This is a genomic window from Acinetobacter sp. BZX-2, assembly GCF_055179795.1.
Genome location: NZ_CM143686.1, coordinates 3,717,302 through 3,740,768 on the forward strand (window position 1 = coordinate 3,717,302; position 23,467 = coordinate 3,740,768).

Annotated in this window: 20 protein-coding genes; 10 read left to right on the forward strand and 10 right to left on the reverse strand. The window is 38.9% G+C overall.

Going from position 1 to position 23,467, the window contains the following annotated elements:
* Window positions 1-49 precede the first annotated feature (49 nt).
* Window positions 50-796 carry a YciK family oxidoreductase gene (locus ACY45D_RS17425; RefSeq protein WP_463107832.1) on the forward strand — a complete coding sequence of 249 codons (747 nt, stop codon included), beginning with the start codon at window positions 50-52 and terminating at the stop codon, window positions 794-796.
* Here the strand turns inward: ACY45D_RS17425 and ACY45D_RS17430 are convergent, their stop codons facing one another.
* Window positions 797-2,284, reverse strand: coding sequence for an aminotransferase-like domain-containing protein (locus ACY45D_RS17430; RefSeq protein ID WP_463107833.1), 1,488 nt, complete (start codon window positions 2,282-2,284; stop codon window positions 797-799).
* A 111-nt stretch (window positions 2,285-2,395) separates the two neighbouring features.
* Between ACY45D_RS17430 and ACY45D_RS17435 the strand changes: the two genes are divergently transcribed.
* Complete coding sequence (locus ACY45D_RS17435) at window positions 2,396-2,803, forward strand: hypothetical protein (RefSeq protein WP_463107834.1); 408 nt, start codon at window positions 2,396-2,398, stop codon at window positions 2,801-2,803.
* On the opposite strand, the gene ACY45D_RS17440 is transcribed toward ACY45D_RS17435, so the two are convergent.
* Window positions 2,763-3,653 (reverse strand): LysR substrate-binding domain-containing protein, encoded by an 891-nt coding sequence (locus ACY45D_RS17440; RefSeq protein WP_463107835.1) that lies wholly within the window; start codon window positions 3,651-3,653, stop codon window positions 2,763-2,765. The genes ACY45D_RS17435 and ACY45D_RS17440 overlap by 41 nt on opposite strands.
* Before the next feature lie 118 nt (window positions 3,654-3,771).
* Here ACY45D_RS17440 and dkgB point away from each other — a divergent pair, with 118 nt between their 5' ends.
* Both dkgB and ACY45D_RS17450 read left to right on the forward strand, forming a co-directional pair.
* Entirely contained in the window at window positions 3,772-4,590 is an 819-nt protein-coding gene (gene dkgB, locus ACY45D_RS17445) for a 2,5-didehydrogluconate reductase DkgB (RefSeq protein ID WP_463107836.1), read from the forward strand.
* A complete protein-coding gene (locus ACY45D_RS17450) occupies window positions 4,587-5,780 on the forward strand; it encodes an MFS transporter (RefSeq protein ID WP_463107837.1) in 1,194 nt (397 codons plus the stop codon). Before dkgB ends, ACY45D_RS17450 begins: the two co-directional genes overlap by 4 nt.
* A gap of 64 nt (window positions 5,781-5,844) precedes the next feature.
* Here the strand turns inward: ACY45D_RS17450 and ACY45D_RS17455 are convergent, their stop codons facing one another.
* A complete protein-coding gene (locus ACY45D_RS17455; protein ID WP_463107838.1) occupies window positions 5,845-6,495 on the reverse strand; it encodes an START domain-containing protein in 651 nt (216 codons plus the stop codon).
* Window positions 6,496-6,552: 57 nt separating this feature from the next.
* The gene (gene dapB / locus ACY45D_RS17460) at window positions 6,553-7,368 is read right to left on the reverse strand and encodes a 4-hydroxy-tetrahydrodipicolinate reductase (RefSeq protein WP_463107839.1); all 816 of its coding nucleotides are present in this window, start codon (window positions 7,366-7,368) and stop codon (window positions 6,553-6,555) included.
* A 289-nt stretch (window positions 7,369-7,657) separates the two neighbouring features.
* Here dapB and ACY45D_RS17465 point away from each other — a divergent pair, with 289 nt between their 5' ends.
* A complete protein-coding gene (locus tag ACY45D_RS17465; protein ID WP_463107840.1) occupies window positions 7,658-7,855 on the forward strand; it encodes a hypothetical protein in 198 nt (65 codons plus the stop codon).
* Between the two features lie 230 nt (window positions 7,856-8,085).
* Entirely contained in the window at window positions 8,086-8,283 is a 198-nt protein-coding gene (locus ACY45D_RS17470; protein ID WP_463107841.1) for a hypothetical protein, read from the forward strand.
* Between the two features lie 68 nt (window positions 8,284-8,351).
* On the opposite strand, the gene dnaJ is transcribed toward ACY45D_RS17470, so the two are convergent.
* The 4 genes from dnaJ to ACY45D_RS17490 form a co-directional block, all read right to left on the reverse strand.
* Window positions 8,352-9,464 (reverse strand): molecular chaperone DnaJ, encoded by a 1,113-nt coding sequence (gene dnaJ / locus ACY45D_RS17475; RefSeq protein WP_463107842.1) that lies wholly within the window; start codon window positions 9,462-9,464, stop codon window positions 8,352-8,354.
* Between the two features lie 92 nt (window positions 9,465-9,556).
* A complete protein-coding gene (locus ACY45D_RS17480; RefSeq protein WP_463109510.1) occupies window positions 9,557-9,934 on the reverse strand; it encodes a hypothetical protein in 378 nt (125 codons plus the stop codon).
* A 135-nt stretch (window positions 9,935-10,069) separates the two neighbouring features.
* Window positions 10,070-13,204 carry an efflux RND transporter permease subunit gene (locus tag ACY45D_RS17485; RefSeq protein WP_463107843.1) on the reverse strand — a complete coding sequence of 1,045 codons (3,135 nt, stop codon included), beginning with the start codon at window positions 13,202-13,204 and terminating at the stop codon, window positions 10,070-10,072.
* Window positions 13,205-13,206: 2 nt separating this feature from the next.
* Window positions 13,207-14,322 (reverse strand): efflux RND transporter periplasmic adaptor subunit, encoded by a 1,116-nt coding sequence (locus ACY45D_RS17490; protein WP_463107844.1) that lies wholly within the window; start codon window positions 14,320-14,322, stop codon window positions 13,207-13,209.
* A gap of 149 nt (window positions 14,323-14,471) precedes the next feature.
* Here ACY45D_RS17490 and ACY45D_RS17495 point away from each other — a divergent pair, with 149 nt between their 5' ends.
* The 3 genes from ACY45D_RS17495 (at window position 14,472) to ACY45D_RS17505 (ending at window position 19,590) form a co-directional block, all read left to right on the forward strand.
* Entirely contained in the window at window positions 14,472-15,095 is a 624-nt protein-coding gene (locus ACY45D_RS17495) for a TetR/AcrR family transcriptional regulator (RefSeq protein ID WP_463107845.1), read from the forward strand.
* Between the two features lie 174 nt (window positions 15,096-15,269).
* On the forward strand, window positions 15,270-17,960 hold the full coding sequence (gene ppc / locus ACY45D_RS17500; RefSeq protein ID WP_463107846.1) for a phosphoenolpyruvate carboxylase: 2,691 nt from the start codon (window positions 15,270-15,272) through the stop codon (window positions 17,958-17,960).
* A gap of 325 nt (window positions 17,961-18,285) precedes the next feature.
* Window positions 18,286-19,590, forward strand: coding sequence for a solute carrier family 23 protein (locus ACY45D_RS17505; protein WP_463107847.1), 1,305 nt, complete (start codon window positions 18,286-18,288; stop codon window positions 19,588-19,590).
* A gap of 471 nt (window positions 19,591-20,061) precedes the next feature.
* On the opposite strand, the gene ACY45D_RS17510 is transcribed toward ACY45D_RS17505, so the two are convergent.
* Window positions 20,062-20,649, reverse strand: a complete 588-nt coding sequence (locus ACY45D_RS17510; protein WP_463107848.1) for a DUF1269 domain-containing protein — start codon at window positions 20,647-20,649, stop codon at window positions 20,062-20,064.
* Window positions 20,650-21,077: 428 nt separating this feature from the next.
* Entirely contained in the window at window positions 21,078-22,211 is a 1,134-nt protein-coding gene (locus tag ACY45D_RS17515; RefSeq protein WP_463107849.1) for a TDT family transporter, read from the reverse strand.
* A gap of 206 nt (window positions 22,212-22,417) precedes the next feature.
* Here ACY45D_RS17515 and ribF point away from each other — a divergent pair, with 206 nt between their 5' ends.
* Window positions 22,418-23,419 (forward strand): riboflavin biosynthesis protein RibF, encoded by a 1,002-nt coding sequence (gene ribF / locus ACY45D_RS17520; RefSeq protein ID WP_463107850.1) that lies wholly within the window; start codon window positions 22,418-22,420, stop codon window positions 23,417-23,419.
* The last annotated feature ends 48 nt before the right edge of the window (window positions 23,420-23,467 follow it).

Below are 23,467 nucleotides of genomic sequence, written 5' to 3' on the forward strand. Positions count from 1 at the left end.
AATAAGCAATTTGTATAAATAACTAAATAACAATGATAGGAGGTCTCCCATGAAATATTCAGAATATCAACCTCGCCCAGACTTATTAAAAGGTAAGATTATCCTGATTACAGGTGCGGGAGACGGTATAGGACGTGCTGCTGCGCTGAGCTATGCATTACATGGTGCAACTGTGGTTTTACACGGTCGCACCTTGAACAAACTTGAAGTCATTTATGATGAAATTGAAGGGCTTGGTGCGCCACAACCTGCGATTCTTCCACTGCAGCTTTCAACAGCATCGCCGCGAGACTATGAGTTGCTCTACGATACGCTAGAGCAGCAATTTGGGCATTTGGATGGCATTCTGCACAATGCAGGCATTCTCGGTGAACGCGTTGAATTGGCACAGTATCCTGAAGATGTTTGGGATGATGTGATGGCGGTCAATTTACGTGCACCCTTTGTCTTGACCCAAGAACTGCTGCCTTTGCTACAAAAATCTGAAAATGCATCTGTGGTATTTGCAAGTTCTGGTGTTGGGCGTGAAGCACGTGCAGAATGGGGTGCTTATTCTGTATCTAAAATTGCCATAGAAGCGGTCAGCCAAATCTTTGCCAAAGAAAAAACCTATCCCAATATTCGTTTTAACTGTATCAATCCGGGCGGTACACGTACTGCAATGCGTGCGAAAGCTTATCCTGATGAAGATCCAAAAACATTACCTACACCTGAAGCCATCATGCCTGCTTATCTTTACCTGATGGGTGATGACAGCTTGGATATGAACGGTCAAAGTATTGACGCTCAGGATTAATTAACTTGCTTCAAATAAACGCTCTTGTATCAAATCAGACCTAAGAGCGTTTTTAGTAGAATCAGCAAAATGAAGTTGATTTTTGACCCATTCCCCAAGCAATACAATCGCTTCTCGAATGTCCTCTGACAATTCATGCCCTGCATTCAAACGAATACAATTGTTATAGCGTTTATCCTCACCAAAAATTAAGCCGGGTACAATGTTAATACTGTGTTGTTGCGCATAATAATACATCGCCAAACTATCAATCTGCTGAGGTAACTGTAACCACAATGCATAACTGCCCTGTGGGTGATTCAAACGAATCTCCACCCCTTGAAAAGCTTGATAAATAAACTGTCGATATTGTTCTACTTGTGCCATCAACTGAGGACGTAATTCAGTTAAATGTTGCCTATACGCTCGACTAAAAATCAAATCGGCTAGACCCAATTGTAAAGGTGTATTCACTGACACATTTTGAGTCATCAATTGAGCATGTAAGTGCTGTAGTCGTTGAGGAATACAGAACCATCCGACCCGATAAGATGTGGATAAAGATTTAGAAATAGAACCACAATAAATCACATAACCCGCTTGATCCCAGTATTTAATGGGTAAAGGACGTTTCGCATTAAAACTACATTCGGCATAGATATCATCTTCAATCACATAACACTGATATTTGGCTGCCAATTGTGCAATCTTTTCCTTATCCGCATTACTTAAACAAAAACCCAAAGGATTCTGAAAATTTGCAGTCAGTAAACAAGCCTTTGCACCCGAATCCCGCATCACTTGTTCTAAACGCTCAATATCAAAACCCTCTGTATTGGCGGGAATTTCAATGATTTTCCGTTTGAGCAATGCCAAAAGTTGCAATTGACCGTTATAGTTTGGTGTCGGGATAATGATGCTATCGCCCACTTGGGTAAAGCTTTGAATCACAACAGATAAAGCAGGCATACAACCATTACTGATGTAAATGTCTTCTTTGGCAATATAAAAACCATCTTCAGCCCAATGTGCTGAAAGTGCTTCTCGTAATTGTGGATGACCTTGCCGATCACTATATAAAAAATCTTCAGGTTTACAATGTTTTAAAGCACGTTGTATCGAACGGCGCAAAGCGTCTACAGGAACTAAGTTGGGTGACAATTGAATAGAACCCAAATGAATCAATCGATTATTGATTGCAGCTTCATGTATTTGGATTTGTAACTCTAAATTGGAGACTTCACGTGGTCTAGATTTAAAATCGGGGTGATCCGGTACCGCGATTTGCTGAACCTTCTGTTGCGATTGTACAAAATAGCCTGATTTGTCTTTGACATAAATCAGCCCTTGCGCCTCAAGCAATTCATAACAACTTTTTGCAGTATTCAAACTAATCTTCTGCTGTTCTGCAAATTGACGCAATGAACTTAAACGTTGTCCAACCACCAATTCACCACAATAAATCTTTTGCGCAATTTGCTGTGCAAGTGTTTGATATTGAAAAGCCATATCTGTATCCACTTTTTAATATTTGTTGTATCTGTATCCACAAACTTAACAGATTTATGCTTCTTTCACAGCCAGTTTTTTAAATATAGTTGATTTGAAAGGAGAAAATAAATGAGAACAATCATCTTGCTCAGCACTGTTTTAGGTTTAAGTGCATGCCAACCACAACAAATCAATCAAGCTGCGCAGCAACAACACTTTATCTGTAAATCATTGATTGAAGGTTTTTTAAAAACCCAACGTCTAAGCGAATACCAGCTTGATCACTTACAACCCTCTTTGCACCAAACTGCTTCAGTAAGAGCATATCGTTATCGTGCAAGTCGTGACACAACCATGAAAATAAACATCCCAACACAACAAAATTTACAGTTTGAATGTCAGCAAAATTCAGCACAACACTATGACATTAAATTGGTTCATCCACAGCAAAATAGCAAACAAACCTTACTGAGTTTAGACTTACCATCACAGCAAACTATCGATACTTTGACAGCTTTTCAGCTAAAAACTCGATAAATAAACGGACACGTTTCGGCAAATGTTCTTGTTGATAATAGACCGCATGGATGCGCTGCTCATAAATTTCGATTTGCTCTTCAAATAATGCAACCAAACGTTTTTGTTTAATGTCTTGATGCACAAGGAATGCAGATAGGCAGGTTATACCTAACCCATCTAAAGCCATTTTACGTACAGTTTCACCATTCGATGCTTTAATTTTAGGTTTGACTGTCAGCTTTGCACCATTCACATACACTGGCCACGTATTTAAATGTGCCACCTTACTAAAACCAATTTGTGAATGATTAAGAATCTCTTGAGGGGTTGCTGGATAGCCATGTTTTTCTAAATACTCTGGGCTTGCCACGATATATAAACGGCTTTTACACAGTAGTCGCGCATGCAAACTTGAATCATGCAACTCCCCAAATCGAATCGCAACATCTGTTTTATGTTCTAACAAATCAATAATTTGGTCGTTACTATTCAGCTCAATTTCAATATTTGGATAGCGTTCAACAAACTCAAGCATCAACGGTGTAATCACATGCAAAACAAAAGGTGTGGCTGAATCGACCCGAATTAGACCTGATGTATCACTGTCCGATTTCAGCAAAGCATCTTCTGCTTCATTTAAATCATTGACAATTTTTCGGGCTTTTTCTAAAAATAATTGCCCTTCTTGCGTCAATTTTAGCTTACGTGTAGTGCGTTCTAGTAAAGTCACATTGAGTTTGGTTTCAAGGCGTTGCAAAGCACGACTCACCCCAGATGTGGTTTGTTCCAAATGCTCCGCCGCAGCAACAATTGAGCCACTGTCTACAATGCTAATAAATGCCTGTAATTCTTCTAATGTTGATTTCACTTGAATTCATCACTCTTGATTCTTGACCAATACTCAATAATATTTTGCAGATTTCAATATTTTTAAGCAACAATAAACCCTGCAAAATACACCCAATCTTAAAAATGAAGTCAAACTCATGTCTAAAATCGTTCCTCAATTCGGTGTAGGTACATTCCGTTTAACAGGTCAAACTGTCATTGATTCTGTTAAAAATGCGTTAGAGGTTGGTTATCGTGCTGTGGACACTGCGCAAATTTATGGCAATGAAGCAGAGGTCGGCCAAGCAATTGCAGAAAGTAAGGTTGCTCGCCAAGAGTTATTTATCACCACGAAAATTTGGACAGACCACTACAAAGCCGACAAATTGATTCCTAGTTTAAAAGACAGCTTACAAAAGCTAGGCACAGATGCTGTGAATCTAACGTTGATTCATTGGCCTGCGCCACAACTTGGAATTTCTGTTGCTGAAATGATGCACAACCTGCTTGAGGCAAAACAGCAAGGCTTAACTGAACATATTGGTATTTCGAATTTCAATATTGATTTAACCCAACAAGCCATTGCAGCAGTGGGCTTAGACAATATTACAACCAATCAAATTGAATTAAGCCCTTATTTACAAAGCCCTAAGCTCGTCGACTTCTTACAGTCACAACAGATTGATATTACGTCATATATGACCTTGGCGTATGGCAAAGTGCTACATGATCCTATTTTGTCTGAAATTGCCAAACATCATCAGGTATCTACCGCACAAATTGCTTTGGCATGGGCATTGCAAAAAGGTTTCTCCGTGATCCCTTCTTCAACAAAACGTGAAAATCTCATTGCCAATCTCAAAGCTCAGGAGATTCAACTGTCTACTGAAGAAATGCAGATGATTGCTCAACTAGATAGAAATGGACGTGAAGTTGATCCTGAAAACTTAGCACCCGTTTGGGATGAATCAAAATGAAAATTAACTTTCCTTTATTTGCTTTAGCCATCGGTGCATTTGCAATAGGAACCACAGAATTTTCACCGATGGGTTTCTTGCCACAAATCGCTGAAAACTTAAATATCTCGATCCCTACAGCAGGTATGCTCATCACTGCCTATGCTTTAGGTGTCATGATTGGCGCACCAATCATGACTTTATGGTTTGGACATTTTCCACGCCGTAAAGCACTGATTCTTGCCATGAGCATTTTTACGATAGGTAATATCCTTGCTGCGATTGCACCCAATTACTGGGGCTTAATGGGCGCGCGTATTATCACCAGTCTCAATCATGGCGTGTTCTTTGGGATCGGCTCTATTGTTGCAACCAGTGTTGTACCTAAAGACAAACAAGCCAGTGCTGTAGCGATGATGTTTATGGGTTTAACCATTGCCAATATTGGCGGTGTACCTTTAGCCACTTGGGTTGGACAAAACATTGGATGGCGTATGTCTTTCGCTGCAATTGCAATTTTGGGTGTGATTACTATGCTATTCCTATGGAAAGCACTCCCTGAGGGTACTGTTGGACAACGTCCTAACGTAAAAGCGGAATTAAAAGTACTGACTCGCATGCCTGTGGTTTTGGCATTACTGACTACGGTCATGAGTGCAGGTGCAATGTTTACGCTCTACACTTACATTGCCCCAAGTTTGCAAAACATTACCCATGCAAGTCCGACTTTTATCACGCTGATGTTGGTTTTGATTGGTGTTGGTTTCTCCATTGGTAACCATTTAGGTGGAAAATTCGCAGACTTATCCCTCACTAAAACACTCACAACGTTCTTAGTACTGTTGATGGTGATGATGCTGTTATTTCCAATTTTGGCAAAAACTCAAATCGGCGCAGCCTTGGCATTGGTGGTTTGGGGTGCTGCAGCCTTTGCCGTTGTTCCACCTCTTCAAATGCGCGTCATGTCAGTTGCACATGAAGCTCCTGGACTGGCATCTTCTGTCAATATTGGTGCATTTAACTTAGGTAATGCTGTAGGTGCAGTAGCTGGCGGTGCTGTGTTGAGTATGGGCATGAGCTACGCTGCTGTTTCAATCACAGGTGCGGTGCTCACTGCTTTAGGTTTAGTTTTAGTGTTTATTCAAATGAAAATGACTAGAGCCACTACGGCCTCAAATCCTACAGTTAAGCCTGTAGAAATGACACATTAACAGCCAATATAAAATGCCTCTCCTCTCTAACCCATCTTGTTTACCAAGATGGGTTTTTTAAATTTTATTTTAAAATATCTGGTAAAACAGGTGTTTTCGTCTTTTTTGCCAATTCTACTTTCATTCGTTGCAACATTTGATAAGGTTGTTGTTCAACCAAAAGATTGGTGACACTGGCAGGGATAGAACCTTCTGGATTGGCATGCCCAGTCGTAGACACTTTTACTTGATTCGTACCTAACTTTTGAAATGTCCAATCGCCAAAATAATCTTTTAAACGAATATAATTTGGATTAAGCGGTTTACCCTGCTGAATTGCCGTATTTTTAATACTAATAGTACCATTGGCCTCTTTAGACATTTTCCCTTTCACCACCATATCTCGGTCTTTTAAAGGGAATGGAAAATCTAAAACCATATAAATCGTGAATTCCCCCTTTTTATCATCACGAGATAAGATTTCAGCCTTGGCAACATTAGGTACCCATTTTGGTGTGTTATTCACATCCAAAATTAAAGTCACAGCTTTCTCAATAGGAACATCAAATACCGTTTCAGCTTTATACGATAAAACTGGGTTATTGGTGTCCTTATATGTCCAAACCTTAATATTGTTTTTATTAAGATTTAATTTAGCATTGCTTGGCAAAGCTGCTTGTGCAGTTAGGCTCAAAGCACTAACTGCACAAGTGAGTAACATCATTATTTTTTTCATTTTTTAATTTTCAAAAATTGAGTCATTATTCTGATTTTATAGAAATACGCTTGATACTTAAATGTCATTTAAGCCTAAAACATCTTTCATATCGTACTTTTTGGCATCTTTACCCACAACCCATGCTGCCGCACGAACTGCACCCGAAGCAAAATTCATACGACTGGTTGCCTTATGAGTGACTTCAACACGCTCACCTTCACCAATAAACATCACGGTGTGTTCACCGACGATATCACCACCCCGAATCGTTTCAAAACCAATGGTTTCACGTTCACGTGGGCCTGTATGACCTTCACGACCATAAACCGCAACTTTCTTTAAATCACGACCCAAAGTATCCGCAATTGCCTCACCCATCATCAATGCTGTGCCTGATGGTGCATCTACTTTATGACGATGATGTGCTTCGATAATCTCGATATCAACCGTATCAGCAAATACTTTTGCAGCCAGTTCTAAAAGTTTAATCGATACATTTACACCCACTGAATAGTTTGCCGCATACACGACAGGTGTTTGGGTCGCAGATTGATTTAATAAATCTTTTTGCTCATCTGAAAAACCTGTTGTACCAATGACCATGGCCACGCCAGCAGCACTGCATAGCTTTAAATTATTTTCAGTTGCGACAGGCGCAGTAAAATCAATCACTACATCGACATCTTTTAATACTTCTTCTAAATGCCCAACAACTTTCACACCAACAGCACCAATACCTGCAAGCTCACCCGCGTCAGCACCAACTAATGAGCTTTCTGGACGTTCAACAGCAGCAGCAAGCTGATAACCTGCTTGTTGTACCGCTTGGATCAATGTACGACCCATACGACCACCTGCGCCTACAATACCAATACGTGGAGCGACTGACATAAGATTTTCCTAAAACTGAATTTGAGAATTGCCACTACTATAACAAAACTCAGTTTTAAGACTAGGTTTCATCCTTAAAAATCGCATGAACTTTTTTTATTTCAATAAAAACCATAACTTATGATTTAGTCATTTCGAACTGAATGGTGAAATAGATTAATTTATTGAAATACATCGATAAAACTTTGAAATAATGATCATCGTCTTCTTACTTTTTCATCAAAGTGCAAAAAATACACAGCAGACTACTGCCACGAATGAAAATAACAGTGATTATAAGGAGATCAATATGCATTCGAATAAAATGGCTTTAGCATTGCTTATCGCAATGGGAATGACAATAACGCATGCTTGGGCTGACTCAGCACCTGCAACTACACCAACGACAACTGAAGAAAAAGCAACAGTTCAAACTGATTCAAATACTTCAGCAGAACCACCAGTAGAAGTGAAAATTGAAGATATTGATACACCTATTTTGGAATAATCGATAGTTTATATACATATACAAATTAAAGAGATATTTAAGCTATCTCTTTAATTTTTTAGTATTTTCATTAGGTTAAAATACAACCCAGTACAATACTGGCGAATATTAATAAAAACAATCCGTAAGCAATTACATCGCTCTTTGTAAATTTCGATTAGAATAAAAATAGGTTCTTATGATTCTGAACCGAAGAATCATACAAAAAGTTATATCAAGGAAGAAATAAAATGCGTCTAATTAAAATGGCTTTGGGTTTCATTCTAGCAATTCACTACACTCATTCATGGGCTGATGACACGGAAACAAAATCATCAACAGATACAGAAACGACCGTACAACAACCCTCACCACAAGATGATGACGAAATTGATGCTGCCCCTGATAATAATGAACTCAGCGAACCTGATACTGTTGAAAACAAATAGCTCAACAATCCAATAAAAAAGGGAGATATGAAAAACATATCTCCCTTTAATTTTATATCATCAATTACTTAATCAAATAAACGATCGAAGAATGATTTTTTCTTAGGTGACGACTTACTGTCATCTCCATCCATCGTCACTTGAAGTTCTTTCAACAATTCACGCTGACGCGCAGTTAAATGTACTGGAGTTTCAACCACGATACGGCAAAGTAAATCACCTTGCATACTGCTACGTACAGGTTTCACGCCTTTACCACGTAGACGGAACATTTTGCCCGTTTGAGTACCTTCAGGCACTTTCAAACTCACACGACCATCTAAAGTCGGAATCTCAAGCTCTTTACCCAAAGCAGCATCTGCAATACTTACAGGCACGTCCATATACAAATCAGCGCCATCACGTTGGAAGATTTCGTGTTCACGAACGACTACTTCTACGTATAGGTCACCTGATTGACCATCACGAATCGCTTCACCTTTACCGGTTAAACGAACGCGATCACCATTATCTACACCAGCAGGGATCGTGACTTCAAGGGTTTGTTGACGATCTGTTACACCTGAACCATGACACTTGGTACATGGATTTTTAATAATTTTGCCTTGTCCACGACAAGTACTACAAGTTTGCTGAACAGAGAAGAAACCTTGTTGCATACGCACCTGACCTGCACCATGACAAGTCTTACACGTTTCTACATCATTTGGATTTTTTGAACCTTTACCATCACACGTATCACACGGTGCAGGAGCAGTAAAAGTGATGGTCTTTTTAACCCCTTTAACTGCTTCTTCAAGGCTTAATTCCATCACATAGCGAAGGTCTGAACCACGGCGCGCACGTTGTTGACCACGACCACCGCCACCAAAAGCACCACCAAAAATATCACCAAACTGGCTAAAAATATCTTCAGCACTAAATCCACCGCCGAAGCCGCCACCGCCCATACCACCTTCAAAGGCATTGTGCCCCATACGGTCGTACATGCTCCGCTTTTCACCATCAGAGAGGATTTCATAAGCTTCCGAAGCTTCTTTGAATTTTTCTTCAGCTTCTGGGTTGTCTGGGTTACGATCTGGATGATATTTCATCGCCAACTTACGGTAGGCTTTTTTAATTTCATCATCACTAGCGGTTTTAGCAACACCTAAAACCTCATAATAATCACGTTTAGCCATGTTTGGCGATGCTCCACAAAATTTGATAATATTTCTATGCAAACTTAATTGGGGGCATTAATTCTTTTTACAAGTTTGAATTTTAGATTTTTTTAAAATACTGCTTTTTTCTGTAAATATTTAGTAAAACCTTTGAGCCATGCATTCAATAAAAATAACCATGCAATTGCACTAAATACAACACCTGCAACCGTACATGCTTTAACCCAAATGAAACTGTCCCAATAAAAAAAGATCAATGGAATAAACCAAAGCGCTGCAAAAAGTGCAAGCATTAAAAAAATCGCAGCATTACGCATCACCCATAATGATTGAGCGTGCATCCATACTTCTACATCATTCACCATGCTTACTTTTCGGGCTAACCAGTAAGCAAATACAGCTGTAACCACCGTAAATAATGCAAGAAACATGAATATATAAGAACTCGTTATATAACGACGTTGCTTTTCTAAATTGTCTTGCCCCATGGGTGTTTCTAACCTCAAATCCACTGCACATTCCTTTACTTCTAATGCAGTGAAATTTCCTGTGTTATTTTCTATAAAGATTAAGTGCTACTATATTAAAGTTTTTAATATTTCGCACCTAATATTCACAAAATTTTATGGATTATGCACGCTTTTTTTAACCTTAAACCATGTTGCATACAACGCTGGTAGGAAAAATAGGGTTAAAAGTGTCGCAATAATTAATCCACCCATAATTGCCACTGCCATCGGTCCGAAGAAAATACTTCGTGAGAGTGGAATCATGGCTAACACAGCAGCCAATGCGGTAAGAATAATTGGACGTGCTCGACGCACAGTTGCATCCAAAATTGCATCCCATGGATTCTGTCCCGCTTTTATATCCTGCTCGATCTGATCAATTAAGATTAACGAGTTACGCATAATCATCCCAGACAAAGCAATTGTTCCTAACATTGCCACGAAACCGAAAGGTTTATTGAAGAGCAATAAGAATAAAACCACACCAATTAAGCCCAATGGCGCTGTTAAAAATACAATAAATGAACGTGAAATACTTTTCAGCTGAATCATCAATAGTGTAAACACAACTGCAAGGAATAATGGCATACCTGCATTGACTGAAGTCTGACCTTTGGCAGATTCCTCCACAGTTCCCCCTGCTTCTACCAAATAACCGCTTGGTAATGTGTCACGAAGTTGACCTATCTTTTCAGCCATTTCGTTGACCACGGTTGCGGGTTGCAACTTGGTTCGAATATCGCTACGTACCGTAATCGTTGGTAAGCGGTTACGATGCCAAATCAAGCCATCTTCAAATTTATAATCAATTTGAGCAATTTGAGCGAGAGGTACAGTGTTTCCTGTACTGGTTGGCACAGCCAAGCTGGATAAAGAAGCCACATCAACACGTTCAGCTTGATCACCGCGAATACGGATATCAATCAACTCACGTTTTTCACGGTATTGGTTAATGATGACACCTGTCAAAGAACTATTTAAGAAGTTTGCCAAATCTTCAGAAGTAACCCCCATTTGACGTGCACGATCTTGGTCAATATTCAGCGAAATAATTTTACTTTGTTCACCCCAATCCAAATGCACATTGGTGGTATTTGGGTTTTCACTCAGTAATTTTGCAACCTGTTGAGCCTGTTGACGCACAATGCTCACATCTTCCCCAGATACACGATACTGCAACGGATAACCGACAGGTGGGCCATTTTCTAACAATGACACACGTGTGCGGACTTGTGGTAATAATTGACGAATTTGCGTATCTAAAGATTTACGAATTTCATCACGATCATCTAAAGAAGAAGCCAAAACCACAAATTGTGCAAAACTGGCTTGCGGCATTTGCTGATCTAAAGGTAAATAGAAACGTGGCGAACCTGTACCCACATAGGCCACATAATTATCAATCCCTTTTTGTTGAGATAAGAATTTCTCAACTTTTTTAACTGCATTCTCTGTTGCTGTTAACGAAGCACCCTCTTCTAATTTTAAATCCACCAAAATTTCAGCACGATTCGAAGGTGGAAAAAACTGTTGCGGAACCAATTTAAACATTGCCACAGACAGTACAAATATTCCCACGGTGATTGCGATGACTGTTTTACGATAAGTCACACACCAATTCACCACTTTTCTAAAGCTTTGGTACATCTTACTTTGATAAGGATCGAAGTGCTCACCCGCATGATGTATAACGGCTTGAGGTTCAGGCTGTTTACGTAATTTCGCCCATAAACGGACATACCACGGTGCTTTATGCGCAGTTTTAGTAAAATCGGGTAATAGTTTGTCGCCCAAATAAGGGACAAAAACAACTGCTGCAACCCACGACACAATCAGTGCAATGGTCACCACTTGGAAAATAGAGCGCGTATATTCACCTGTACTTGATGCTGCCGTCGCAATAGGCAAAAAGCCTGCTGCAGTAATGAGCGTCCCTGTCAGCATCGGGAACGCCGTGGTTTTCCATGCAAAACCAGCCGCTTTCATTCGGCTATAGCCTTGTTCCATTTTTATCGCCATCATTTCAACGGCGATAATGGCATCATCCACCAATAAACCTAGAGCGAGAATCAAAGCACCTAGTGAAATTTTATGTAAGCCCACATCAAACAAATTCATTCCCGCAAAGGTCATGGCCAAAACCAGTGGTATAGAAAAAGCAACCACCAAACCTGTACGGAAACCTAAAGAGAAAAAGCTCACAAGTAGTACAATAATCACCGCTTCAGCGAGAACTTTTACAAACTCATGAATACTGCGTTGAACTGCAACAGGTTGATCTGAAACCTTTTTCAGCTCCATGCCTAAAGGCAAGGTTTTTTGTAATTTTTGGAATTCAGTTTCTAAGTTTTTCCCAAGCGCAATGATGTCGCCACCTTTACGCATTGATACAGCAAGTCCAATCCCATTTTCACCCATAAAACGCATACGTGGCTGAGCAGGATCACTAAAACCGCGATAGACCTCTGCAACATCACCCAATTGAATGGTTTTATCACCAACCAATAGCGGCATTTTTTTCAGGTCATCTACATTTTGTAGCGCACCACTCACGCGAACTTGTATACGATCTGTACCTGTTTCAAAAAAACCTGCGCTGGTAATACTGTTCTGTTTGGCTAATGCTTCTTGAATTGCAGTAACAGGGACACCCATTTGTACCGCTTTGGTATTGGAAAGTTCAATCCAGATTTTTTGATCTTGTAAGCCGACTAAATTAACTTTACTGACATCTTTGACACGTTGTAGCTGTAACTGTAAACGGTCTGCATATTCTTTGAGTGTGGCATAATCAAAATCATTGCCTGTTAATACATAAATATTACCGAAGGTATCGCCAAACTCATCATTAAAAAAGGGGCCTTGTACACCTGAAGGAAACTGTTGTTTGATATCTCCAACTTTTTTACGTACTTGATACCAAACATCAGGAAGTTGGCTCGATTTTAATGAGTCCTTTGCCATGAACATGACCATCGACTCGCCCGGACGCGAGTAAGCCATGATCTTTTCATATAGACCCGTACTCATCAGCTCTTTTTCAATCTTATCGGTCACTTGTAGTGAAACTTCTTGTGCCGTAGCGCCTGGCCAATAGGTCTGGACCACCATCACTTTAAAGGTAAATGGTGGATCTTCACTTTGAGACAATTTTGAATAGGAATAAGCACCGACAATTCCCATTAAAATCATAAAATAAAGCACCAAGCCTTTATTTTTTAATGCCCATTCTGAAAGGTTAAAGTTCATGCTCAACCTCCTGCTTTAACAGGCGTAGCAGAAACTTTCACAGCACGATTTTCATGATCAATGGGGTTAATTTTTTGCTTTTCGCGAAGTAGATGTACCCCACCAACAACAACCCATTGCCCAGCGTTTAAACCACTTAAAATAGGCACACTGTCACGACCATATGCACCCAAAGTTACAGCAACTTTATGGATAGTTTGATCTGCGTTGACAACCCAAACATAAGCTTGTTTCTCTGTAGACGAAACGCTAGATAAAGGCACACTCAATACATTTTGAATATTTTGATTAAAGAAAACCCGTGCACTTTGTCCCAACTGAATCGCAGATTGACCTTCTTTTAAAGCCACTTTGACACTAAAAGTACGTGACTGATCTGCCGCAGGTGAAATCTCTCGGACATAAGCTGCAAATTTATCTTGTGGTTTTGACCACAACGTAATCCATGCACTTTGCCCGACTTTAATGTCTGAAATCGCCTGTTCAGGTACGCCAATGACCACTTCACGATCACCATCAATTGCGAGTTGGTACGCTGCCTGCCCTGCTGAAATGACTTGCCCAACTTCAATATTACGCTGGGTAATTACACCATTTTTATTGGCAACCAACTGGTTATAACCTGTTTGGTTTGAAGATACATCGTAGTTAGACTGCGCTTGTTTTAAGGCTGCATTTGCCGAATCGTATTGATTTTTAACTGCATCATATTGCGAACGACTGACTGCATTGATGGGTAACAATTGCTGAAATCGTTTGAATTCATCTGCTGCAACTTTAGCAGCAGATTGAGCACTTTCGAGTTGAGCTCTAGCAGAGTTCAACTGTAATTGCGCATCTTTCACATCAAGTTTTGCTAAAACTTGCCCCACTTTGACTCGATCGCCAACATCGACATAACGTTCAGTAATTTGCCCGCCAACACGGAATGCAAGTGCAGTTTGCTGTCGAGCTTGTACATCTCCTGCATAACTTTTTTGATCTTCAAGTGATGTCGTCGGTTGAGTGACCATCACGAAAGGAATTTGTTCTGTTTCAGGCGCTGGTTTACTACACCCCCAAAGGGTGACACTTGACACAATAAGCAAGCTGATCACAGCTGATTTTAAAATACTCATACGCAAAGCTCTTATTCAAATGCACTTTTTCAGGCAAAATAGCGTTGGGATATTAATTTGGCTAATTTTTAATTAATATACTGCATGGTACACTAATTGAGAACAATCTATTGTGTAAATGACTTATTTTTCTTTTTTTGGAAATAATCGTGCAAACAACTGTTGGACGTCCAAAGGACTTAGAAAAACGTAAACATATTTTAGAAGCGGCTAAAAAGCTGTTTCTTAAGCTTGGTTATCATGGTTCTAGTATGAACCAAATCGCCAAAGAAGCAGGCGTGACCAAACTTACGGTATATAATCATTTTCAAGACAAAGAGACTTTATTTTGTTGTGCGATCGAAGCAACTTGTGAAAAAACGATCAATGCTAGCCTCATTAGGTTGAATGCAAATAGCGATTTTCAGACACATTTTTATCAAGTTTGTGAATTGGCGTTGCATATCATTAATTTGCCTGAAGCAATTAAACTTGAACACTTATTATTGGAGTTAGCTGCTGAACAAAATCCATTGGCCATGCAGTTTTATAATGTTTCACACCAACGTATGTGTAATGTTTGGCAAGACTTTTTCGAACAAGCCACACAGTTTAGATTTATTCAAGCCAATGATATTGAAAAACAAATCAATCTAATTTTATCTTTATTACTAGGTATTCGACACCACGAAGTTCTATTGGGTATACAACAACCACCGACTCCAGAAGAGAAACACCAAATCATTTTAGAAAGCATTGAATTATTTATGATGAAATATAAAGCTCAGCCATAGTATTAAAAAACTAAATAATACCGCTTTTTAGTTTCAGGCATACTCGATATATCTCGATCAAAATCAAGTAATGCAGACTTCTTGCACAGTCATTTACATACTTTTGTAGGAAGCCTCTTGGATTGTGAAGGAATCACGTTATATTCGAAATAACAAGAATTGGAGAGTGGCAAAATGATTCAACAAATTGATGCTCCGTTGCGCGAAGACGTACGCTTACTCGGAAATCTTTTGGGTGAAACCTTAAAAGAACATGCGGGACAAGATTTGTTTAATCAAATTGAACAGATTCGTGCCTTAGGAAAAGGCGCACGAGATGGTCAAGTTGAAGCAGAAAAACAACTCGAACAACTGTTTTTAAATTTAAAAGATGATGAAATTTTGCCGTTGACTCGTGCATTTTCACATTTCTTAAACTTCGCCAATATTGCTGAGCAATATCATGTGGTACGCAGTCGTCGCCAAAGTGAATGTGATGAAAATGCACCTTCTCCAAATGTACTCGATCATTTATTTTCAAAATTTAAAGATCAACAAATTTCAGCAGAAACCTTATATAAGCAAATTTGTGAGCTCAAAATTGAATTGGTTCTTACGGCGCATCCAACTGAGGTCAGTCGTCGTACTTTAATTCAAAAATATGATGGCATTAATAATTGTCTTTCAACTTTTGATCAGCAAAAACTCACACCGAAACAACGTGCCGAAGTCCTCACAGATTTAAAACAATTGATCTGTTCTGCATGGCAAACCGATGAAATTCGTCAACATCGCCCAACGCCTATTGATGAAGCAAAATGGGGGTTCACTACCATTGAGCAAACTTTATGGAATGCTGTACCCAAATTCATTCGTGAATTGGATGATTTAGTACACGACAATTGCGATAAAACCTTGCCTTTAGATATCTCACCGATCCGCTTTGCCTCTTGGATGGGGGGTGACCGTGATGGCAATCCAAATGTAACACATAACATTACCCAAGAAGTGTTGTGGTTATCCCGTTGGAAAGCAACAGATTTATATGTTCGTGATATTGAAGATTTGCGCTGGGAACTGTCTATCGAAGCCTGTTCTAATGAGTTGGTACAAGCTTTGGGCTATCAACATCCAGAGCCTTATCGTGAGTACTTACGTGCAACGCGTGAACGCTTAAAAGCCACTCGTCAATGGTTAGCAGATAAATTACGTGGATTGCATTCTGACGTTGATCGCAGTTTAATTATTCGCCACAAAGATGAATTATTACAACCACTGCTACTTTGCTATCGCTCATTGATGGCATGTAATCTGCCTGAAATCGCCAATGGCAAATTACTCGACTTTATTTATCGAGTGAATTGTTTTGGAATTGAACTGCTTAAACTGGATATTCGTCAAGAATCTGGTCGTCATCGTCAAGCCATTTCAGCAATCACTGAATATTTAGGACTGGGTAATTTTGAAACTTGGACAGAACAAGCGCGCCAAAACTTCTTATTACAAGAGTTACAAAGCAAACGTCCATTATTGCCAAAACATTTAAATGAGCCTGTAGGCAGCTTGATTGAACATCCTGATGTTCAAGAAGTTTTTGCAACGATGCGAACTTTGGCAGAACAGCCAAAAGAAAGCTTAGGGGCTTATATTATTTCTATGGCGGAATATCCAAGTGACGTGCTAGCTGTATTGTTATTACAAAAAGAAGCGGGTATTGAACATCCGCTACGTGTTGTACCGTTATTTGAAACCTTGAAAGACTTAGATGGTGCTGCAAGTACCATGACCACTTTGTTTAATATGCATTGGTATAAACAGCATATCCAAGCTAAGCATGAGGTCATGATTGGTTATTCAGACTCTGCAAAAGATGCAGGATTCATGTCTGCCAATTGGGCACAATATCGTGCGCAGGAAGAATTGACTGCGATTGCAAAACAACACGGCGTACAATTAACATTATTCCACGGTCGTGGTGGTTCTATCAGTCGTGGTGGTGCACCAACCCAACAAGCTTTATTTTCTCAACCGCCAGGTTCTATTTCTGGTGCAATTCGTGTGACTGAACAAGGCGAAATGATCCGCTTTAAGTTCGGTTTGGAAGAAATCGCTTTACAAAACTTGGAAATTTACGCTGCTGCAACACTCGAGGCAACGTTATTGCCACCACCGACACCAAAACAGGAATGGCGTGATTTAATGCATACCATGACTGATTTATCCGTCAAAGTGTATCGTCAGACGGTGCGTGAAAACCCACATTTTGTGAAGTATCTACGTACCGTAACCCCTGAGCTTGAATTACAAATGTTGCCATTGGGTTCACGCCCTGCAAAACGTAAAGTCAGTGGCGGGATTGAATCTCTACGTGCAATTCCATGGGTTTTTGCATGGACTCAAATTCGTTTAATGCTTCCAGCATGGTTAGGCACTGGTGCAGCGATTAACCAAGTGATTGATCAAGGTCAGAAAGCACTTTTAGATGAAATGTTAAAGGAATGGCCGTACTTCCAAACATTGATTGATATGTTGGAAATGGTATTGTCTAAAGCCGATTCCAATATCGCACTTTACTATGAATCACATTTAACCAATGATGAAGATCTAAAAGTACTCGGTGCTGAATTACGCCAACGTCTACACGATGCGGTACAAACGTTGTTGGCAATGAAAGGTGAATCCAAACTTTTAAGTTCAAATGACGTCCTTGACCAAGCCATGAAAGTGCGTAAACCGTATTTGTTACCGCTACACTTATTACAAGCTGAATTAATGAAGCGTCGTCGTGCTTATTTGGCAGAACGTCAAGCTGAACATACACCTGTTGATCATGCATTGATGGTGAGTATTGCAGGTATTGCCGCAGGATTGCGTAATACGGGTTAAATTGTTATTTTTTAATGATGGAGGAATGCGGCAGCACTTCCTCCATTTGTAAAAAAATGTCGATCTTGTCAATAATTTTATTTTCCTCATCAATAATGAATAAAAAAAATTAATCAATTGCAAAATATTTAATTATGAACAATTCCTCGATTTACATTTTTTAATACTTTGATTTTACAAACTTACACAATTCATTTATTTGACCGAACGGTATAAAACAAACGTTATTCCTAATAAATGCAAACCTTTAGTTTTACCAAAGTGTTTAAAACTTAAAACAATAAAGAGTATCATGTGCGCAATTTGTTTTTTAAGTGCTTAATTTATGTCCAACTGGTTTCCTAAATGGCGTCCATATACAGGTAGCATCGATGCACGACCTGTCGGAACCAATGAGTATCTACCGCCTGCACAGAGTGTAGTTCTTGGCATTCAGCATGCTTTTGCCATGTTTGGTGCAACCGTTTTAGCGCCATTTTTGATGGGCTTTGATCCAAACCTTGCCATTTTAATGTCAGGGATTTGTACCATCTTGTTCTTTATCGTCACAGGTGGTCGAGTTCCAAGTTACTTAGGTTCAAGTTTTGCATTTATTGGCGTTGTGATTGCTGCAACAGGTTATGCAGCATCAGGTACAGGCGCACCAAATATTAACATTGCCCATGCTGCTGGCGGCATCATGGCCTGTGGCGTGTTATATACAATTTTTGGTTTGATTGTGATGGCAACGGGGACCAAATGGATTGAAAAACTCATGCCACCTGTCGTTACAGGTGCTGTAGTCATGATCATTGGTCTAAACCTCGCTCCAGTGACTATCAAAGGTGTGGCAGGCAATAACTTTAATATGTGGATGGCTTTGGTCACCGTCCTCTGTATGGGCATCATCGCTGTCTACACAAAAGGCCTATTACAACGCTTACTTTTATTAGTTGGTCTGTTACTGGCTTATCTCATCTACTTTGTTGTTGCAAATGTGATGGGAAATGGTACACCAATTAATTTTGCACCTATTCAAGAAGCCGCTTGGTTCGGCCTTCCAACCTTCCATTCACCCGTTTTTGATGTCAATGCAATGTTAATTATTGCACCGATTGCTTTGATCTTAGTTGCAGAAAACTTAGGTCATATCAAAGCGGTAAGTGCGATGACAGGTGAAAACTTAGATCCACAAATCGGGAAAGCTTTTGTTGCAGATGGTATTGCAACGACGCTTTCAGGTGGTGTCGGCGCTCCGGGAATGACCACTTATGGTGAAAACATTGGCGTCATGGCGGTCACCCGTGTTTACTCTACAATTGTCTTCGTGATCGCAGGTGTTTTTGCAATTTTCTTAGGATTTTCACCAAAGTTCGGTGCAATCATTCATACCATTCCAACGGCAATTTTAACGGGTGCATCTATTGTTGTATTCGGTTTGATTACCATTGCAGGCGCGAAAATTTGGATTGAAAATAAAGTCGATTTTTCTAAAAATAAGAACCTGATGGTTGCCGCAGTGACGATTATTTTAGGAACAGGTGATTTCGCTTTACAATTTGGCGATTTCAACTTAGGTGGTATTGGTACTGCAACATTTGCAGCATTGATTCTGAATTGGCTCTTTAGTTTCGGCGATAAATCACAATAAAAACACAGTTCACTTTTGAGCAGCCGAAAGGCTGCTTTTTTTAACACTTTGATATGAATATCAATTGCTTCAGAATGAAATAATTACCCAATAAAAAAGCCCGACATCCTGTCGGGCTTTTTCGTATTTGTACCTGTGGTATAACTCCTGTCGTACCTTCACTCCATTGCTATCTTTTCTTATTTTTATCTGGAACATCCTGTTCTCTATGGTTCTATAATAGAAAAATCAAAGCTCCTGTACTAGCCGTAAAACACCTAAATTGATGTACGCTACAGCGTACAGATTAAATAGAACACTCTAAAATATTGCTCACACAAATTGAGAAATTATGAATTAAATATTCCTATTCGCAAAAAGCCGATTGGTCTCCAATCGGCTTCTTAATGTTTGTTGCATATTTATATGCTTATTAAATCTTTGATTGTATTAAACTAATGCTATTAACATTTAATTTATATCACTTAAATATTAACTAAATTTTGCTTTAAATGCCTCCCATTTATTCTTACGTTCAACTTTCTTCTCTTCACGTTTTTCTTCTCTGATAGCACGTTTCGCTTCTTTTTGTGCCTGATTCCACGCTTCTTCAGCAGCCTCTATTTCAGCCTCTACTTCTTGATAAGACCACCGTTGAATGGTTGCACCTTTAGTCAAAAAGTAAGCATCTGCAACACCTTCTATCTCTTCATTAAAATCAATTAATAATCCTTTTGTATTAATCGGAAGTGATTTACTAATTTCAGATAATACTGTTTCGTCTGTATCTGCTAAATCTACATCAACCAGTGAACCAATCAATGCACCAGAGGTAAAACCGAGTAAAACACCCAACGGACCACCAAGTATTCCAACTAAAGAACCGATCAAACTACCATCTAATGTCGCGCCACCAATACTATTGTTTTGCAAATCTTTCAGTTCAATGCGTCCATCTTCACCACGTTCAACAACTAAAACATTATTAATTCCATCGAATAAACTATTTTTTGCTTCACTAAAAGCTTCATAGGCTTTTACCGAGTCTTGCCATGTTGCTAATAAAACAATTCGAGACATAAGATAAATCCTTATAAATGTATTTATTACAATTAAAATTTAATCCACGTCATTTTAAAATACTGTTGCTTTTTATTATTTTTATGTCTAAATAAAGTTCTATTAATGCATTTAAAATTAAAAATTAACAACCTGACACAATAATGGCTAAAAATAAAAATATTTCATATTTTTCAATAACAAATATAATTTTATTTAATTATTATTTGAATCAAAAAACTTAAATCATTGAATATAATTAAATTATAAAATTATGTGAATAATCATTATTATGATAATAAAAATCTATAAATAAATGTTAATAAATAAGTTTTTAAACGAATAGAATATACCTTATAAAAAACTTCACTTAATCGAAAATATAAATCTATTAATCATTAAAAAACCCAACTCTTATTGGGTTCTAAATCATTCACCAACTTTTAACTTTATTGTTCACGTTCTAATAAAACCTTCAAACAAGGAGAAAAGAACAAATGACCTTGATACATGCCTTTTAAAGTTTTACTCATGACCATCATCCACAGCAACATCAGAATTGTGGCGAAAGCTAAACCAATATCCACAATAAAATTGACATGAATTTGATGACCTAAATTCAAAATAGCTAAAGTAAACACACCTAATGGAAAAGTCAGTCCCCACCAACCTAAATTAAATGGTAAATCTGTTGCTGCATGTTTCAGTGTCGTAAGCACAGCAATTGCGAACCACCAAACACCGAAACCAAGCAGAATAAAGCTTGCCAAAACACCCGTATTTTGAAAAAACAGACCTAAACTTTGTAATTGAATGACGGCCAAAACCTGTGGCGCTTGAGCGCCCAAAACCAAAAGCGCTAAAGCACCTGTACCAATCGGTCCTAAAGCTAGCCAACCTGTAATGGCTAACTCTTTACTTGGCAATTGATGTAGTGCCAAACGCAACATAAGAATACTCAGAATAGCAAAAGCTGGTAAAACAGACATTCCCCACAACATATAACTTGTAAACAAAATCCCAACAGCATGTTGGCCTACATCCAAATGTGCCAGTAATAAGCCGCCTGAAGCTGCTGCAACTTCGCATGCGACAATAGGTAATAACCACATCGCAGTCATGCTATGTAATTGATGATCTTGTTTACTGAACATGCAAAATGGAACAAGAATTCCAATGCCTACAGCTAGAATAACATCGGCATACCACAGTGCTTGTGCAATCTGGACTGCTATATCTCCATAAATCACAACACCAAATTTTAAAAAACCATTCAATACAGTCGCCAAACCCATCGGAATTGCCCCTAAAAACAATGCCATACTCGGATGAGAAAAGATTTGCTTTGCTTCCTGAGGATAAATCAGCCAACGTAAGATATAGAGGGTTGTAAATGTCACAAATAATAAGCCATTGAATTGCCAAAGTAATGTTGCCAATTGCCATAACCATGCCTGTGCAAATGGAAATTCAGGTAAAATCAACGCAACGACACCTGTTCCCATGATCACAGTAAACCAATTTGGCGTGAACTGGCGTATCACTTCTTTAGGTTTTTCAAGTTGGTAAAATGGCTTTTTCATCGCTTTCCCCTCAATTCAGCAGATAAATTGATTATAAGAGCGCCTATTAATAAATAAAATTGATTTATAATTATAAAATGAATCACCAAAACTGATATTAAAATTATTCTTTATAAAATTTTCTGGATAAAAACACAACAACAAAGACGAAACTGTGAGAATATGGCAATATATATCCTTTCAAATTTTAAGCTTATTTTGAAATCATGCAGCTGTTACGTCTAAATGCTCTAGCACCGAATTTTCAATTGCCCAAAACCGCAGTGACGATTGGCAATTTTGATGGTGTCCATTTGGGACATCAAGCGATGGTTTCACAACTCAAACAAATTGCCCAAGTACAAAATTTAAAGACTTTGGTGATGATCTTTGAGCCACAACCTTTAGAATTTTTTAAAGGCTATGAAGCGCCGCCTCGTATCAGTTCACTCAGAGAAAAAGTAGAATATTTAACTGAGTTAGGTGTCGACTATATTGCGATTGCTAAGTTTGATAATCAATTCCGTAGTTTAAGCGCAGAAAATTTTGCCGACATTCTCAAAAATAAACTCAATGCACAAAATTTAGTGCTTGGTGATGACTTCCATTTTGGTAAAGATCGCCAAGGTAATAGTGAATTTTTAAAACAATACGGCTTTCACGTCACCAATCTCAATACCATTGAATTTGATGGTGAACGTGTCAGTTCAACTCGAATTCGTCAAGTTCTTCAAGCAGGTGACTTATCACTTGCAGCAAAATTACTCGGTCGTCCATATAGCATGATTGGTCGTGTGCAATATGGTGACCAAATTGGTCGTACCCTGAATTTTCCAACCATCAATGTTCGAGTTGGACGTCATAGACCGTGTTTAAGCGGAATTTATGGCGTTGAAGTCATTTGTGAAACAACTGCTTTAACTGCGAAAGTGAAAGCAGAAAATCCACATAAACTGGGCGTCCTTGGTTATCAAGAGCATGCTTTATTTGGTGCAGGTCATGTCGGAACACGTCCTGCAATTCAGCAAGAACACCCAGAGTGGCGATTAGAAGTACATTTTCCAAATGTTTCTGCTAATCTGTATGGTCTGTTAATGCGGGTGACTTTCCTCGACTATTTACACGGCGAATTAAATTACCCATCGCTTGAAGCACTTCAAGCAGGAATTGACGATGATGTTGAGCGATTACTTGAATTTCGCAAAAACACCCCAAAGTTTCCTTTTTAATCAAATTTTTTATTGTAAAACGTGTCAGCAATCGAGCTGATAATATTG